At 73.7% G+C, this 15,549-nt stretch carries 8 protein-coding genes; 4 read left to right on the top strand and 4 right to left on the bottom strand.

Going from position 1 to position 15,549, the window contains the following annotated elements; genetic code table 11:
• Positions 1-188 precede the first annotated feature (188 nt).
• Genes ACIQMX_RS31680 through ACIQMX_RS31665 form a run of 4 tightly spaced genes read left to right on the top strand, consistent with a single transcriptional unit; the run spans position 189 to position 10,223 of the window.
• Entirely contained in the window at positions 189-1,199 is a 1,011-nt protein-coding gene (locus ACIQMX_RS31680; protein ID WP_402483215.1) for an acyl-ACP desaturase, read from the top strand.
• 41 nt (positions 1,200-1,240) lie between these two features.
• Positions 1,241-8,551, top strand: coding sequence for an amino acid adenylation domain-containing protein (locus ACIQMX_RS31675; RefSeq protein WP_402483212.1), 7,311 nt, complete (start codon positions 1,241-1,243; stop codon positions 8,549-8,551).
• Between the two features lies 1 nt (position 8,552).
• Positions 8,553-9,737, top strand: a complete 1,185-nt coding sequence (locus ACIQMX_RS31670; RefSeq protein WP_363067225.1) for an FAD-dependent monooxygenase — start codon at positions 8,553-8,555, stop codon at positions 9,735-9,737.
• A gap of 51 nt (positions 9,738-9,788) precedes the next feature.
• On the top strand, positions 9,789-10,223 hold the full coding sequence (locus ACIQMX_RS31665; protein WP_363067226.1) for a nuclear transport factor 2 family protein: 435 nt from the start codon (positions 9,789-9,791) through the stop codon (positions 10,221-10,223).
• A 51-nt stretch (positions 10,224-10,274) separates the two neighbouring features.
• On the opposite strand, the gene ACIQMX_RS31660 is transcribed toward ACIQMX_RS31665, so the two are convergent.
• From ACIQMX_RS31660 to ACIQMX_RS31645, 4 genes are all read right to left on the bottom strand, one after another.
• Positions 10,275-12,665 (bottom strand): acyl-CoA dehydrogenase family protein, encoded by a 2,391-nt coding sequence (locus ACIQMX_RS31660; RefSeq protein ID WP_402483207.1) that lies wholly within the window; start codon positions 12,663-12,665, stop codon positions 10,275-10,277.
• A complete protein-coding gene (locus tag ACIQMX_RS31655; protein WP_402483237.1) occupies positions 12,662-12,898 on the bottom strand; it encodes an acyl carrier protein in 237 nt (78 codons plus the stop codon). The genes ACIQMX_RS31660 and ACIQMX_RS31655 overlap by 4 nt, the downstream gene beginning before the upstream one ends.
• 66 nt (positions 12,899-12,964) lie before the next feature.
• Positions 12,965-14,692 (bottom strand): acyl-CoA dehydrogenase, encoded by a 1,728-nt coding sequence (locus ACIQMX_RS31650; RefSeq protein WP_402483203.1) that lies wholly within the window; start codon positions 14,690-14,692, stop codon positions 12,965-12,967.
• Entirely contained in the window at positions 14,689-15,549 is an 861-nt protein-coding gene (locus ACIQMX_RS31645) for an acyl-CoA thioesterase (protein WP_402483200.1), read from the bottom strand. Before ACIQMX_RS31645 ends, ACIQMX_RS31650 begins: the two co-directional genes overlap by 4 nt.

The raw sequence follows: 15,549 nt of genomic DNA, 5'->3' as shown, positions 1-15,549 counted from the left end.
CGGCGGGCCCGGGGTGGCCCCGCGGGTGAGCGGGCCCCGGGCCCGGGGGCCCCCGCCCCGTAACGCACCGCCCCCACACCCCCGGGGGGGGGGGGCGGGGGGGGGGGCCCCGGCGGCCCCCACCGCCCGGGCCCCCGCCACCGACCGACCCCGTCCTCTTCCGCCCGACCAGACGAACAGAGAGCGCAATGCCACCCAGCGACCGATCCGGCCGTCCCGACTCCTCGTACCGTCCCGACCCGTCAGACCGTTCAGCGGCACGGGCCGAGGGCTCCCTGCTGGCCGAGCTCCAGCCCGTGGTCGAGCACAATCTCCACCGCCACCTCGACGTCGCCAAGGAGTGGTTCCCGCACGAGTACATCCCGTGGGGTCAGGGCCGGGACTTCGAGGGTCCGCTCGGCGGTGAGGCATGGACCCAGGACGAGGCGAAGCTCCCGGAGGTGGCCCGGACCTCGCTCGTCGTCAACCTCCTGACCGAGGACAACCTGCCCGGCTACCACTTCGCGGTGGCCGAGTTCGGCAGGGACGGGGCCTGGGGCAACTGGGTCAACCGCTGGACGGCCGAAGAGGCCAGGCACGGCATCGCCCTGCGTGACTACCTCCTGGCCACCCGGGCCGTCGACCCCAGGGCCCTGGAGCGGGCCCGGATGGCACACATGTCGGCGGGATACGACCGCCCCGACGGCTTCAGCGCGCTGCACGCGATCGCGTACGCCTCCTTCCAGGAGCTCGCCACCCGGATCTCGCACCGCAACACCGGCCATGTGAGCGCCGACCCGGTCTGCGACGCGCTGCTCGCGCGGATCGCGGCGGACGAGAACCTGCACATGGTCTTCTACCGGAACCTGGTCGACGCCGCGTTCGAACTCGCCCCCGACCGGGCGATGGAGGCCGTACACGATGTCGTGACCGGGTTCGAGATGCCCGGCTCCACGATCAAGGACTTCGGGCGCAAGTCCGCGGAGATCGCCATCGCGGGCATCTACGACCTGCGGCTGCACCACGACAGCGTGGTGATGCCGATCCTGCGCAATCTGCGCGTGTTCGAGCGGAGCGGGTTCGGCCCGGCAGGCGAGGCGGCACGCGAGGAACTCGCCGCGTTCGTGGCCCGGCTGGACAGCCAGGCCACGTCCTTCGCGGACCGGCGCGAAGGCATCCGCGCCGCACGGGCCAAGCGAGCGGCGGCCGTCGCCGCCTGACGGAGAAGATCCGGGACCGGTCGCGCCCGGAAGGTGTCGGTGTGCCCAGCGCGGCACCCGTAGCAGACCAGGGGGAAGTCATCAGTACCGAGAACGTGCGGCTGTCGCCGTATCAGCGTGACATCTGGCTCGCGGAGTCCCGGACGCCGGGCACCGCCCAGTTCAACGGGGCCGTCTTCGAACGGTTCAGCGGCGCCGTCGACGGCGGACTGCTGAGGGCGTGTTTCACCCGCGCCCTGGAGCGGCACGACGCCTTCCGGCTCAGATTCGACGAGTTCGACGGCGTGCCACGGCAGTGGAGGGCCGACGCGCTGACCGACGACGGGGCGCCCGCGGTCGACCTGGTCGACCTCTCCGGCGCGGCCGACCCCGCGGCGGCGTGCCGGGCCTGGCGCGAGCAGGCCATGGCCACCCCGTTCGAGCTGCGGCGGCGCAAGCTCTTCCGCGCGGCGCTGCTGCGGGAGAGCGGGGACACGCTCCATCTGTTCCTGATGGGCCACCATCTGCTCGTCGACGGCCGGGGCGCGGAGATCCTGCACACCGAGGTGATGGAGGACTACGCCCGCCGGTCCCGCGGGCAGGAGCCCCGCGACCGTGGCGCCGCCCCGTCGGCGCTCACCGCGGTCACCGGCCGGGACGCCTACTTCGGCTCCTCGGAGCAGGACGACGACCGGGCCTTCCACCGCGCCGAGCTCGCGGCGGCGGAACCCCGCTTCTTCACCCGGCACCCGCAGGACGGCGGGCCCGCCACCGGACTCCACACGTTCACCCTGCCGGGAGCGGTGGCCGACCGCATCAAGGAGAGCGGCAGCACCCCCTTCGCCTTCTTCGCCGCCGCGCTCGGCACCTGGCTCGCCCGGGTGCACCGCACGGAACAGGCGGTGATCGGCGTGCCCCTGCTCAACCGGCGCAGCAGAACGGAGCTGACCGCGGTCGCGCAGTACGCCAACACGCTGCCCCTGCGCATCGAGGTCCCCGACGGGAAGCCACTGGCCGCGATAGCCGGCGGCGTCCAGGAGGGCGTCGGCCTGCTGCAGCAGCACCAGCGGCTGCCGATCGGGGACGTCCTGCGGGAGCTGCCGGCCGACGGCTCCCGGGAACGCCGGCTCTTCGACGTCACCCTGACCTACATGACCCTGCGCAAGCCGCTGGAGCTCGACGGCGTGGTACGCGGGGGAGCGGCGTTCACCGCGCCGCCGCACGACGACGAGGCGCTGGTCGTCAGCGTCGTCGGCACCCGGGGCCGGTCGGAGCTCCAGGTCGAACTGCGCTACGCCACCGATGTGTTCGACGCCGACCTGCCCGTCTCGTCGCTGGTCGAGCACCTCACCTCGCTGATCGCCCACGGGCTCGACAAGCCCGAACGGCCCGCCGGTGAGCTGCTGATGCTGAGCGAGCGCGAGCAGGACGAGATCCAGGGCTTCACCCGCGGCCCGCGCATCCCGTTCGCCGACGACACGACCCTGCACGCCCTGTTCGAGGAGCAGGCCGCCCGGTCGCCCGGCAGGACCGCCGTGCACGGGGCGGAGGACCGGGACACGCTCGGCTTCGCCGGGCTCGACGCCCGGGCCAACCAGGTGGCGCGGTCGCTCCGGGCGCGGGGGATACGCGTCGGCCACCGGGTCGCCGTCCTGATGGAGCGCGGCCCGCGGATGCTCGCCGCCGTCCTCGGCATCCTCAAGTCGGGTGCGGCGTACGTCCCGGTGGACCCGGGACATCCCGCGCGGCGTATCGCCTTCATCCTGGAGGACAGCGCGGCCAGGGCCGTCGTGACGGACGCCGCGGACAGCGGGGTCCCGGTGCCCGAGGGCACCGAGGTGTGCCCGGTCGGCGAGCTGCTGCGGGGACCGGCCGACCCGGTGCGGGCCGGGGCCGGTGCACGCGATCTCGCCTACGTCATCTACACCTCCGGGTCTACGGGACGGCCCAAGGGCGTGATGGTCGAGCACCGGTCGGTGGTGAACCGGCTGGCGTGGATGCAGCGCGCGTTCCCGCTCGGCGCGGACGACGTCCTGCTGCAGAAGACGCCCGTCTCGTTCGACGTGTCGGTGTGGGAGCTGTTCTGGTGGGCCGTCGAAGGAGCCTCGGTGGCGCTGCTGCCGCCGGAAGGCGAGAAGGACCCGCGGCAGATCCTGCGCACGGTCGAACGGCGGCGGGTCACCGTCGCGCACTTCGTGCCCTCGATGCTGGGCCCCTTCCTCGACCTGCTGGAGGAGTCGGACGGGCTGCGCGCCCGGGCCGGTTCGCTGCGCCATGTCTTCTGCAGCGGCGAGGCCCTGACCCCCGGCCACGTGGAACAGTTCCACCGGGTCTTCGGTACCGAGGACGCACCCGTCCTGGTCAACCTGTACGGGCCCACCGAAGCCACCGTCGACGTCTCCGCGCAGGTCTGCCCCGCGCCGGACGGGCGGTCCGTACCCCGGGTCCCCATCGGGCGGCCGATCGACAACATCGAGCTGCACGTCCTGGACCGGGCCGGCGAGCCGCAGCCCGTGGGCGTGCCGGGCGAGCTGTGCATCGGCGGCGTCGGCCTGGCCCGCGGATACCTCGGCCGGCCCGAGCTGAACCGGGAGAAGTTCGTCGACGCGCCCTTCGTCGACGGCGGCCGGATGTACCGCACCGGCGACCTCGCCCGCTGGCTGGGCGACGGCACCCTGGAGTACCTCGGCCGGATCGACGGGCAGGTGAAGATCCGCGGCAACCGCATCGAGCTGGGCGAGGTCCAGGACGCCCTGTCCCGCATACCCGGCGTGCGGTACGCCGCCGTCACGGACCACACGGCCCCGGGGCGCGGCACCTTCCTGGTCGGCCACTACGTGGCCGGGAACGACCTCGAAACGGCGTTCCTGCGCGGCCGGCTGGCCGAGGAACTTCCCGAGGTCATGATCCCGGCGCAGTTCCGGCGGATCGACGCGATCCCCCTGACGCCCAACGGCAAGCTGGACCGGCGCAGGCTCACCGCCCCGGACGCCGAGCCCGCCGGGGAACCGGGCGCGGCGCCGCGCAACGGGACCGAGGCGGTGCTCGCCGCGGTCTGGGCCGAGGTGCTCGGGGTGCGGGAGGTCGGGATCCACGACGACTACTACGCCCTGGGCGGCGACTCCCTCCTGATGCTCCGCGTCCGCGCGCTGGCCGAGCGGCAGGGCATCCACTTCTCCCTGAGCGACCTCGCGCGGAACCCGACGGTGGCCGCCCTCGCGGCGCGGTCCACCGAGGAGTCCGGGCCCGCGGCCGGCCTGGCCCCCTTCGCGCTCGTCCCGCACGTGGACCGGGCGCGCCTCGGGGACGCGGTCGACGCCTGGCCGCTGACCCGGCTCCAGCTGGGGCTCGTCTACCACAGCCGCCGGGACGAGCGCTCCGCCGTCTACCACGACGTCTTCCGCTACCGCCTGGCCATGGAGTGGGACGAGGCACGCTTCCAGGACGCCTTCGCGCGGCTGGCGGCCCGCCATCCCGCGCTGCGTTCCTCCTTCGACCTCGGCGGGCTCACCGAGCCGCTCCAGATCGTGCACACGAGCGCGCCGGGCGGACTGGAGATCGCCGACCTGCGGGGGCGCGAAGGAGCCGAAGCGGAGGCGGAGATCCGCCGGCACATCGAGGAACGGCGTTTCCACCCGTACGTGTTCGAACGGCCGCCGCTGTACCTCTTCCGCGCCCATGTGCGCGACGACGCCGTCGACCTGGTGCTCAGCTTCCACCATGCGCTCCTCGACGGAGGCAGCGTCGCCAACCTGCTGCGGGAACTCCTCCAGGACTACCTGCACACGCTCGGCGCGGACATCCCCGCCGTCCCGGACGGCGAACTGCTCACCCCGGCCCTCCACGTGCGGGGCGAACGCGAGGCGGAGGCGGACCCCGCCGCCCGCGCACACTGGCAGCGGCGACTGGCGGGAGCCCAGGCGCTGCGGCTCGACGGCTTCGCACCGTCCGAAGCGCCACGCGCCCAGGAACAGGTGGTGCATCAGCTGGTGCTGCCCGACGGGCTGACCCGGCAGACCCGCGCCCTGGCCAGGGAGCACGCGCTGCCCCTGAAGTCCGTGCTGCTGGCCGCGCACTGCCTGACGCTGCGGCTGTTCTCCGGGCTCGACGACGTCACCACCGGCGTGATCACGCACGGCCGGCCGGAGTACGCGGACGCCGAGCGCATGGTGGGCCTCTTCCTCAACACCGTTCCGGTACGCGTCGGCGCCCCCGGGGCCGGGGGCAGCCGGCTCGACGTGGTCCGGGAACTCCACCGCCAGGAGGCCGAGGGCCAGGCCCACCAGCGCTGTCCGCTGAGCGCCATGCAGGCGGACCACGGCGGAAGCCCGGTCCTGCACACCGCGTTCAACTACGTGCACTTCCATGTGCTCTCCGACGTGCTGCGTCTTCCCGACGTAAGCCTGGAGGCGTTCACGACATGGGAGGAGACCGACTTCCAGCTCCTGGTCAACGCCTTCCTCCATCCGCAGGACGGCACGATCGGACTGCGGATCGACGGCGACGGCCGCACCATCACCCCGGCCCAGGCCGAACTGTTCGGGGACACCTACACCGAGGTGCTGCGCAGCCTCGTCACCGGTCCGGAGGAGCCGCCCGGCCTCGCCTTCCCGGCCGGTACGCGCCAGGGCGCGTCCCCCACCGCCGACGCGTTCACCGACGACGTCGTACGGCTCTTCGGCCGGCAGGCCGGCCGGACCCCCGACGCACCCGCCGTCACCACGGGCGAGCGCACCTGGACCTACCGCGAACTGCGCGGGTCCGCCGAGCGGGTGGCCCGCCGGCTGACCGCTCTCGGGGCCCGCCCCGGCGCCCGCATCGGCATCGCGATGGACCGCTCGCCGGAGACCGTCGCCGCCATCCTGGGCACCGCCATGGCCGGCGCCGCGTGCGTGCCGCTGGACACCGCCTATCCCCAGGCGCGCATCGCCGCGATGGTGGAGCAGGCGGGGCCGTTCCGGATCATCGCCCGTACGGCGGACGCCGCACTCCTGCCGGACCCGGGGCTCCTGCTGTCCGCGGAGTCGCTCTTCGGCCCGGAGGCGGCAGCCACCCCCGGGCAGCCGGGCGCGCTGCCGGACGCGATCGACCCCGGCAGTACCGCGTACATCCTGTTCACCTCGGGCTCCACGGGCCGGCCCAAGGGCGTGGTGATGCCGCACCGCTCCCTGGCCGCCCTGACCGGCTGGCAGATCCGGGCGGAGAGCGCGTCCGCCGGCCGGACCACCGTGCAGTACGCGCCGCTCAGCTTCGACGTCTCCTTCCAGGAGATCTACTCCACGCTCTGCGCGGGCGGCACGCTGCGCCTGGTCACGGAGGAGGAACGGCGTGACATGCCGGCGCTGCTGCGCCTGCTCGACGAGTCCGGCGTCGAAAGGATCTTCCTGCCGTACGTGACGCTGCAGCAACTCGCCGAGGCGTCCGGGGCCCTCGGAATCGTCCCGCGCGCGCTGCGCGTGATCGTGTCCTCCGGCGAGCAGCTGAGGGTCACCGACGAGATCCGGGCCCTGGTCGCCGCGCTGCCGGGAGCGGTCCTGGAGAACCAGTACGGGCCCACCGAGTCGCACGTGGTGACCCGCCACACCCTGACCGGCGACCCGGCCGCCTTTCCGGCACTCGTCCCGATCGGCACCCCCGTCACCGGTGCCGGGGTACAGGTCCTGGACCCGCTGGGCCGTCCCGTCCCCACGGGTGTGAAGGGCGAGCTGTACCTGTCCGGGCCGGCGCTCGCCGACGGCTACCTCGGGGCCGGCGCGCTGACCGCCGAGCGGTTCGTGCGCATCGCCGGGCCCGACGGCGAGGTCACCGCCTACCGGACCGGTGACCTGGGCCGCGTCCTGCCCGGCGGCGTCCTCGCCTACGCGGGCCGGGCCGACACCCAGGTGAAGATCCGCGGCTACCGGGTCGAGCCCGCCGAGACGGAGGTCGCCCTGACCGGCCTCGCGGCACGCCATCCGGACATCGGCGTCCACCAGGCCGCGGTGGTCGCCCGGAGCGCGGCGGACGGACGCACCGCACTGGTGGCCTTCCTGACCGGCGACGCCGAGCGGACCGACCTGAACCTCCTGCGGACCGAACTGCGCGCCGTACTGCCCGAGTTCATGGTTCCGCAGCACTTCGAATGGCTGGACGTGCTGCCGCTGACCCCGAGCGGCAAGCGGGACGACAAGGCGTTGCGGGCGCGGCCGCTGACCCGGCCGGACGCCGGGGAGGGCGACGAGCCCCGGGACGCGTACGAGCGCACCCTGGTGGAGATGCTCGGTGAACTCCTCGGCCTCGAACGGATCGGCGTCCACGACGACATCTTCACGCGGGGCGCCACCTCCCTCACCACGATGCGGCTCGTCGTGCTGATCGAGCAGCGGTACGGCGTCCCGATCCCGATCTCCGCCTTCATCACGGCGCCGACGGTGGCCGCCGTGGCCGAGCTGCTGCGCGCAGGCGGCGCCACACCCGGCTTCGACCCGCTGGTGCCGATCCGGCGCGCCGGCGGCAGGCCGCCGATCTTCCTGGTCCACCCCATGGGCGGCAACGTGCTCTGCTACGTACCCTTCGCCCGCCATCTGCCGGACGACCAGCCGCTGTACGCCTTCCAGGCGGCCGGCGGCGACCCGGGCACCGCGCCCCTGCGCACCATGCAGGAGATCGCCGCGCACTATGTCGCCGCCATGCGCCGGGTCCGGCCCGAGGGCCCCTACGTCATAGGCGGCTGGTCCTTCGGCGGCTTCGTGGCCTTCGAGATGGCACGGCAGCTGCGGGCCGCCGGACAGCAGGTCGCCAAGGTGATCCTGCTGGACACCGTGGCCCTGGGGCCGGAGGACCAGCACAGGGCGTTCACCGACGAGGCGCTGCTCGGCTGGTTCTTCTGGGAGCTGCTGCTGCTCGGCCGCGGCGGCGACTCGCCCCTGGAAGCCATTCCCGACGAACTCGGCACGCTTGAGCAGAAGTTCGACTACATCGCCTCGGTCGCGGCCGACGAGGGCATCCTGCCCGCCGACAGCAGGGGCTCGCTCGTCGGGCGTCTCTTCGCGGTGTACGAGGCCAACTGGCGCGCGACCCAGCACTACCGGCCCGGACCGGTGGCGGACGACGTGACCCTCATCCGGGCCACCGAGCCGCTGCCGCAGGTCCTGCACGCGATGCACGGCGCCGGCAGTACGCAGCACAAGGACCCGGCCAACGGGTGGCACACCATGACCACCGGCCGGGTCGAGGTCGTACAGGTCCCCGGCGACCACCTCTCCCTCATGGAAGAGCCGCACGTGGCCCACGTCGCCGAGGCCGTCGCCGCACTGGCGCGGGCCGAGGACGACGGCACACCGCACCCCGCGGGCCCGGTGCCCGCTCCCCGTACCGCAGAGAAGGGACACTGACGTGGCACAGCGAACCAGCCCCCGCGCCCTCGTGATCGGAGCCGGCATCGGAGGGCTCGCGGCCGCCGTGGCGCTGCGCCGGGTCGGCGTCGACGTGGAGGTCTACGAGCGGGCGCCCGATCTGCGCCCCGCCGGATTCGGCATCTCCGTGATGAGCAACGCCGTGGCGGCCCTGAGCGCCCTCGGGATCGACCTCGGTCTGGAGAAGCGCGGACAGACGATCCTGCACACCGGGATCATGACCGACAAGGGCCGGACCCTGCGGTCCCTGCCGGTCGAGACCGCCGGTGACCGGCTCGGCGCCCCGAGCGTCGCGATGTACCGGGGCGATCTGCAGGCCGCCCTGCTCGACGCCCTCGGCGGAATGCCCGTCGAGGTGGGCGCGACGGCCACCGGCTACGAGATCACCGGGGACGGCGTCCGGGTCCGCTTCGAGGACGGCAGGGAAGCCACCGGCGACATCCTCATCGGTGCCGACGGCATCAACTCGGCGGTCCGCCGCCTGCGTACCGGCGACGACAGCGGCCCGCGGTACGGCGGATTCCTCTGCTGGCTCTCCGTCACCCCCTTCGCCCACCCGAGGATCACGAAGGGGTTCAACGCGCACTACTGGGGCCTCGGAAAGCGCTTCGGCATCCACGACGTGGGCCAGGGACGCGCCTACTGGTGGGGAACCCTGAACATGTCGGCCGACGCGGCCGGCCGCTGGGACGGGGACAAGGACCCCATCGTGCGCGCCTACGCCGGATGGGCGGAGGAGGTGTGCGAGGCCATTTCGACGACCCCGGCCGAGGACATCGTCGCCGTACCGGCACAGGACCGCCCGTTCCTGGAGAACTGGGGCGAGGGTCCGGTGACCCTGCTGGGCGATGCCGCACACCCGATGCTCCCCAGCCTCGGCCAGGGCGGAAGCACGGCCATCGAGGACGCGGTGGTGCTGGCCCAGTGCCTGGCCGCGGGCACGGACACCGTCGCCTCGCTGCGCAGGTACGAGAACCTGCGGCGCGAGCGCACCCGGGAAATGGTCGAGGTCTCCCGCAGGTTCGGCGGTTTCGAACAGCTGGAGAACCCCGCCCTGCGCGTCGTGCGCGACCTGTATCTGCGCCACGCACCCCAGTCCGTGCTGTTCAAGCCCTTCCAGCGGGCCCTGACGCCCCAGCTGCTGGACGACGCCCCGGCGAGCTGACGTAGGCCCTCGCCCCCGCACGACCGATCAGTGACAACCCGAGGAGAACCGATGACCCAGGCCGCCGAACGAACCCGGGAAGACCTCGACGCCAAGAGCGTCGTGCACCGCTACCTCCAGGGACTGCGTGAACGCGACGCGGCGGTGATCTCCGACGTCGTCGCAGCCGACGCCGTCTACCGCATACCCGGCAGCCATCCGGTGGCGGGGACCTGGACCGGGCTGGGCGAGATCGCCGAGAAGTTCCTGATGCCCATGGGAGAGCGCTTCGACCCGACGGCCGAGTACGCGGTCGACGTCCTCCACGTGATCGCCGAGGGCGACGAGGTCTCGGTCGAGTGCGTCACCCGGGCCACGACGCGCGACGGCGCCCCGTACGTACTGGAGATCAGCGCGCAGTTCACCGTCAGGGAGGGCAGGATCCGGAGCATGCGGGAGTACTTCGACACCGAGTACTTCGGCCGGACCCTCTTCGGCCAGGGCTGAGCCCGGGACGGATCCGCTCCGGCCCGGACCGGGCCGGAGCGGATCTGCTCGTCACGGACGGCGGGCCGCGATCAGCCGGATGCCGAGGGCATGGTCCTCCCACGCCGTACGGACATGGCCCAGGCCCGCGGCCCGGAGCAGGCCCTCGACCTCACCGTCCGCGGGTGCCGTCCCGCCCGTGACGGCGAGGCGCAGGCGTACCGCCGCGGCGCCGAGAGCGCGCTTCGGCAGGAGCGGGCACGGCAGGACGATCCATCCGCCGGGCATCAGCGCCGCGGCGCCGGCGGCGACGGCCCCGCGCAGACCTTCGCCCGGCAGACCGCCGACGGGCAGCCACACGAGCGCGAGCCGCTCGCGCTCCTCGAAGCCGGCCGGAACACCGCCCCGTACCCCTGCCCGCCCGTCGGCTGCCGGGACGGCGCTCAACTGCTCCGGATCCAGAGCGACGACCGGGACACCGGGCATCTGACCCGACAGCGCGTCGGCGGAGATACCTCCGTCACCGGCCGCGCAGCCGGCCCGCGCACCGGGCAGGTCCAGCACCGCGGGCAGTCCTTCCAGCTGTCCCAGCAGGGAGTCGACCAGCGCCTCCGCGAGCGCCGGGGCCTCGCCACCGCATCCGGGCGCCGGCTCGTCCGTCCCAGCGCCCGCCCCGGACCGCAGCCGGGCGCCCCCGGCCACCGCGCTCCGCAGCCGTGCGGCGAACGCCGAGGCGCGCGGGCCACCGACGAGTACGCGCTCCAGACCCTCGACGGCCACGTAGCGGCCCTCGCCGTCCCGCCGTACCAGCCCGGCGTCCGCCAGAACCTCCAGCAGACCCTCGGCAAGGTTCACGGGCAGTGTCCCGGCGGCCTCCTTCGCCGTACCCGGACCGAGCAGCCGGGCCAGCAGCCCGGTCCGTTCCGCGACGGCGCACGCCAGCAGCGCCCACGCCTGCGCGGCCGGTTGTGCGAGCTGTCCGTCGAAGAGCCCCGCCGGTCCCGGTGGCAGTGCGTCGGGCGCCGCCCCGGAGCACACCGCGGCCCACAGCGTGTGGGCGCGGCCCAGCCATGCGTCCGCCTCGGCGCGGAGGCCCGGACCGACGGGATCGAGTCCGGCCGCCGACAGCACCTCGCTTACGGGGCCGGCCAGTTCGCCGGGACGGTCGTACGCGAGGACGGCGTGCAGCACCCACCAGGAATCCGCCAGCCGGGCGACGGTGCGCTCGGCGGCCTCCTGACGCACCCGCTTTCCCTCCAGACCGACGATCGAGCGCTGGCCCAGCTGGATGAGGAGCGTCTCCTGGGATCCCTGACCGGAGACCAGGCCGAGGACGTCACGCATGAAGCGTTCCCAGGGGAACGTGGCCATGTACGCCTCGCCGCCCTGCAGTCCCATCACCAACTGACCGACCCGCAGCGCGCTTTCGGCGGTCCGGTGCTTGGCGACGGTGGCGAGTTCATCGAAGTGCGGGTCGCGGTCGGCCGAGCGGGTGCCGTCGAGTGCCCGGTAGACGCTCGCCCGGGCGCTCTGCAGCAGCATGTGCATCTCGCCGACCGTGCGCTCCACGTTGGTGTGGTCGAGGACCGGGCGCCCGCCGCGTCTGCGCGCGGCCAGCGACTCCACGCAGTTCTCCACCACCGCGTCCAGGGCGCCGAGGACCCCGCAGGCGCTCATCGTGCGGCGGATGCGCGCGTACGTGTTGAGTTCGCTGAGCGCGTCGGCCCGCCACACGAGCCGCCACGGCGGCAGACGTACGTCGTGCAGGAGCACCTGGCCCAGGCCCATCGTGTGCAGGCCCATGGTGTCGAGCGGCACCGGGGTGACACCCGGATCGTCCTTCTCGACCACGAAGGCGAGCATGTCGTTGGACGCCTCGTCGCGCAGGAACAGGATGAAGAGGTCGGCGAAGGCGGCCCCGGCGAGGAACCGCTTGGCGCCGTTGAGCACCCAGGTGCCGCCTTCGAGGCGTGCGGTGGACGTGTAGTCGTACGGGTCCCGGTTCTCGTAGGCGCCCTGCACACCGAAGCGCCGGCCGGCCACGAGGTCGGGCACGTAGCGCTCGATGAGTTCCGGGGTTCCGCTGGACAGGATCAGCTCGGTGATCTCGACGGTGATGTCGAGCAGCACGGCGAATCCCGGATCGCGCGAGAGACGGGCGATCTCCTCGACCACCACACCCCAGGCGAGCTTGTCCCGGCCGTCGCCCCCGGCCTCCGCCGGCAGCGAGAACCGCATCAGGCCGAGGTCGCCCGCCTGCTCGAACACGCGGGTGTCGAGCGGCCGGCGTGCGTGGTTGCGGAAGTGCGAGCCGGGGTTGGCGACGTCCAGGACGAATCCGGCGAACCTGCGCCGGGCCTCGGACCGTACCTCCTCCACCTGTGCGTCGAGCGTGCGCTGCGGCCCGTGGCGCTCCTCGCCGCCCCGGTTCATGACATCGGCGGCCCGGGCCCGGGCCGTCACGCGGCCGCTCCGGCCGCCGGGCCGTGGACCGTGGTGGCCGCCATGGCCCGGACGATGTCGTCGAGAGTCTCGTCGCCGAGGAAGCGGGTCAGCGGCACATGGACACCGGTGTGCTCCTCGGCCTCCACGGAGAGCTGGGCCGCGGTGAGGGAGTCGATGCCCAGCTCGCCGAGCGGCAGGTCGGCCGGGCACGGTTCGTCGAGGCCCAGCAGGTCGGCGACGAGCGACGACAGCCAGGCGCCGAGGGGTTCGGCGGCGGGGTCCGCGGGGTCGGTGGGCGCGGTGGTGATGGCGTACTCCTAGCTTCGCTCGGGCGTGGGATCACGGTGCTGCGGTGCGAGGCGCGTCGGGACGAGGGAGAACGCCCGGTCCTCGTCGTCGAGTTCTTCGAGCAGGCGCACCAGCACGTCCTCGGCCTCCGGGTCGGGCGGGACCGGCAGGCCGAGCCGTGCCACGACGCGGCGCAGCGCGAGCGAGAGCCAGGCCCGCTCGGTGGCCGGGCCGCCGAGCGCCGCACGGCGCCGGTTCCAGGTGTGGATGCAGCAGGCCGCCGCGTGGACCAGGCAGTGCCGGCGGGCGGCCTCGTAGGCCTCGGCCGTCCGCAGGGTGCCGAGCGCGGCGAACGCCGTCCGGGTCTCGTCACGGACCCGCAGGATCGCGCGGGCCGGAGCGGCGAGCAGGGGATCGTCGGCGAGCTCCTCGACCGCGTCGTCCAGGAGGTCGACGACCTCGTCGGCGCCGCCGAAGGTGAGCGAGGGGCGCAGCTCCCGCGGCGCGGGCGACACCACCGGCTCGCCGAACCCGAAGAGCAGCGGCAGCGGCACCGTCGCGGGCGCCCGGCGGCGCCGTGCCGCGCCGGTCAGCTGGGCCCGGACCGTGTCCAGCTGGACCAGTTCGGTGCCCTCGAAGACCGGGGTGACCGCGATGTCGCGCAGCAGCTTCTGGAAGGCGCCGCCCGCGACTCCCTGGCGCAGGTGGGCGCGTGCGCTGAGGACCTCCGCGCAGGCGGCCACGGTGTCCACGGACAGCTGCGGCACCACGTACTTGGCCACCGCGGACCAGAGCGCCATGCGCTGCCGCGCCACGTCGAGCCCGCGCGCCGCGGACAGCTCGGTGCACTCGGCGACCAGCAGATCGGCGAAGCCCCGGGCGAGCAGGGAGCGCACGGGGGCCATGGCGAGGGCCGGCCGGCCGTAGAGCGTCCGCCCGCGGGCGTGGCGCAGCGCGATCCGCAGTGCCGTGTCGGCCGCGCCGATGCTGCTCGCGCCGACCAGGGTCCGGGTGAACTGCAGCATGCCGGAGACCATCTCGATGCCGCGGCCCGGCCGGCCGAGCAGGGCCCCGGCACCGGCCGGGCAGCCGTTGAGGGCGAAGCCGCTCAGGTCATGGCCGCGCAGGCCGTGCGTGCGGACCTTGTCGAGCCGTTTCACGGTGGTGCCGTCGAGGGCGTCGAAGTCGAGCAGGAACAGCCCGTAGGACGGTTCGGATGCGGCGAGGACGGTGGCGAACGAGGAGCGCCGGCCATTGCCGACCAGCCATTTCTCTCCGTCGAGCACATATCCGCCGGGGGACGGGACGGCGCGGGTGCCGGTGGCGAGCAGGTCGCTGCCGGCCGCTTCCTCGCTGATGCCGGCGGTGCCCCAGGCGCGGCCGAGGACGAGCTCGGCGACTCTGCTCCGCTGGGCGTCGTCGCCCCAGGTCCACACGGGTGTCGCGGCGAGGAGCGTCGACCCGAGACCGACGGAGACCGCCAGATCGCGGCGCGAGGTCGCGCGCACCACGCCCATCAGCGACTCGAACGAGGCGAGCCGGCCGCCTTCGGTCACGGGGACCAGATGCTCGTGCAGGCCGGCCGCCCAGGCGGCCTCGTAGGCCGCGACGGGTTCCGCCTCCCGCTCGTCGGCCCGTACGCCCTCGGCCAGCGAGATGCCGCTGCCCGGGTCGAAGGGACAGCCGAGCGCCTGCTCCAGGCATTCCGCGGCATCGAACGTGGACCGTGCGCCCGCGGGTCGGGCCGGCGAGGTCATACGCGCTCCACCACGACGGCGTACGGCCCGCCGCCCTCGTACCCGTTCCCGTCCCCGCCCCGGCTCTCGTCCTCGGCGAGCCACAGCTCATGGACGAACGCGAGCTCTTCGCCGGTCCGGTGGGCCGTCGTACGGACCGTGAGCAGATCCCGGAACTGGCCGGCGCGCAGCCATGTCACGTCCACGCGCCGCAGCGGCGCGGCCAGCGCGCGGCGCAGCCCGGGAAGCGCCTTGCCGTGCCGCATCACGAGCTCCTCGCGCGCCCCGGCGGCGAAACCGAGCGTCTCGGCCCAGTACCACTGGTCGGCGACCTCGCAGTGATGGCGGTGCACCCGGAAGTGCGTCCGGCCCGAGGCGAGTTGCTCGCCGTCACGCGTGAAACCGGCACGCAGTGCGCGGACCCGCGAGCGGTGGGGGGTGCGCTCGGTCTCGTCCTCGTGGAAGAGGCCGGCGAGCGCGTCGGGCAGCGGCCCGGGTACGCCGGAGAGCGCCTCGTCGCCGCTGAGCCGCAGCGGTACCGACGCGGCCCGTGTGCGCACCGCGACACCGGCCGGGCCTTCGAGGTCCATCGCCACCTCCAGCTGCGAGGCGCGCGGCCCGCGGACGCGCGCGGTGACCTCGACGCCCACCTCGTCGGCGTCGAGGAAGCGCAGCGGGTGGACGTACTCCAACTGCCAGGACCACAGCACGAATCCGACCCGGTGCTCGTGCACCAGGGTGCGGTGGCTGCACACGTGGTCGCGCATCCAGCGGGTGCCCGCCTGGAAGGCGAGCCGTCCGACCGCGGTGGGCTGCAACTGGGACGGGGTGAAGAGGCTCGCGTCGAGTACGGCCTCGTACGTGGAGCTGCGCGGCAA

The sequence above is a fragment of the Streptomyces sp. NPDC091416 genome (assembly GCF_044756845.1).
In the GTDB taxonomy this organism is placed as follows: domain Bacteria; phylum Actinomycetota; class Actinomycetes; order Streptomycetales; family Streptomycetaceae; genus Streptomyces.
This window is presented reverse-complemented; position numbering and strand designations above follow the sequence as displayed.

Excerpts from the sequence above, each read along its gene's own strand:
- ACIQMX_RS31680 (WP_402483215.1), top strand. The coding sequence starts at position 189 with ATGCCACCCAGCGACCGATCCGGCCGTCCCGACTCCTCGTACCGTCCC.
- ACIQMX_RS31665 (WP_363067226.1), top strand. The coding sequence starts at position 9,789 with ATGACCCAGGCCGCCGAACGAACCCGGGAAGACCTCGACGCCAAGAGC.
- ACIQMX_RS31650 (WP_402483203.1), bottom strand. The coding sequence starts at position 14,692 with ATGACCTCGCCGGCCCGACCCGCGGGCGCACGGTCCACGTTCGATGCC.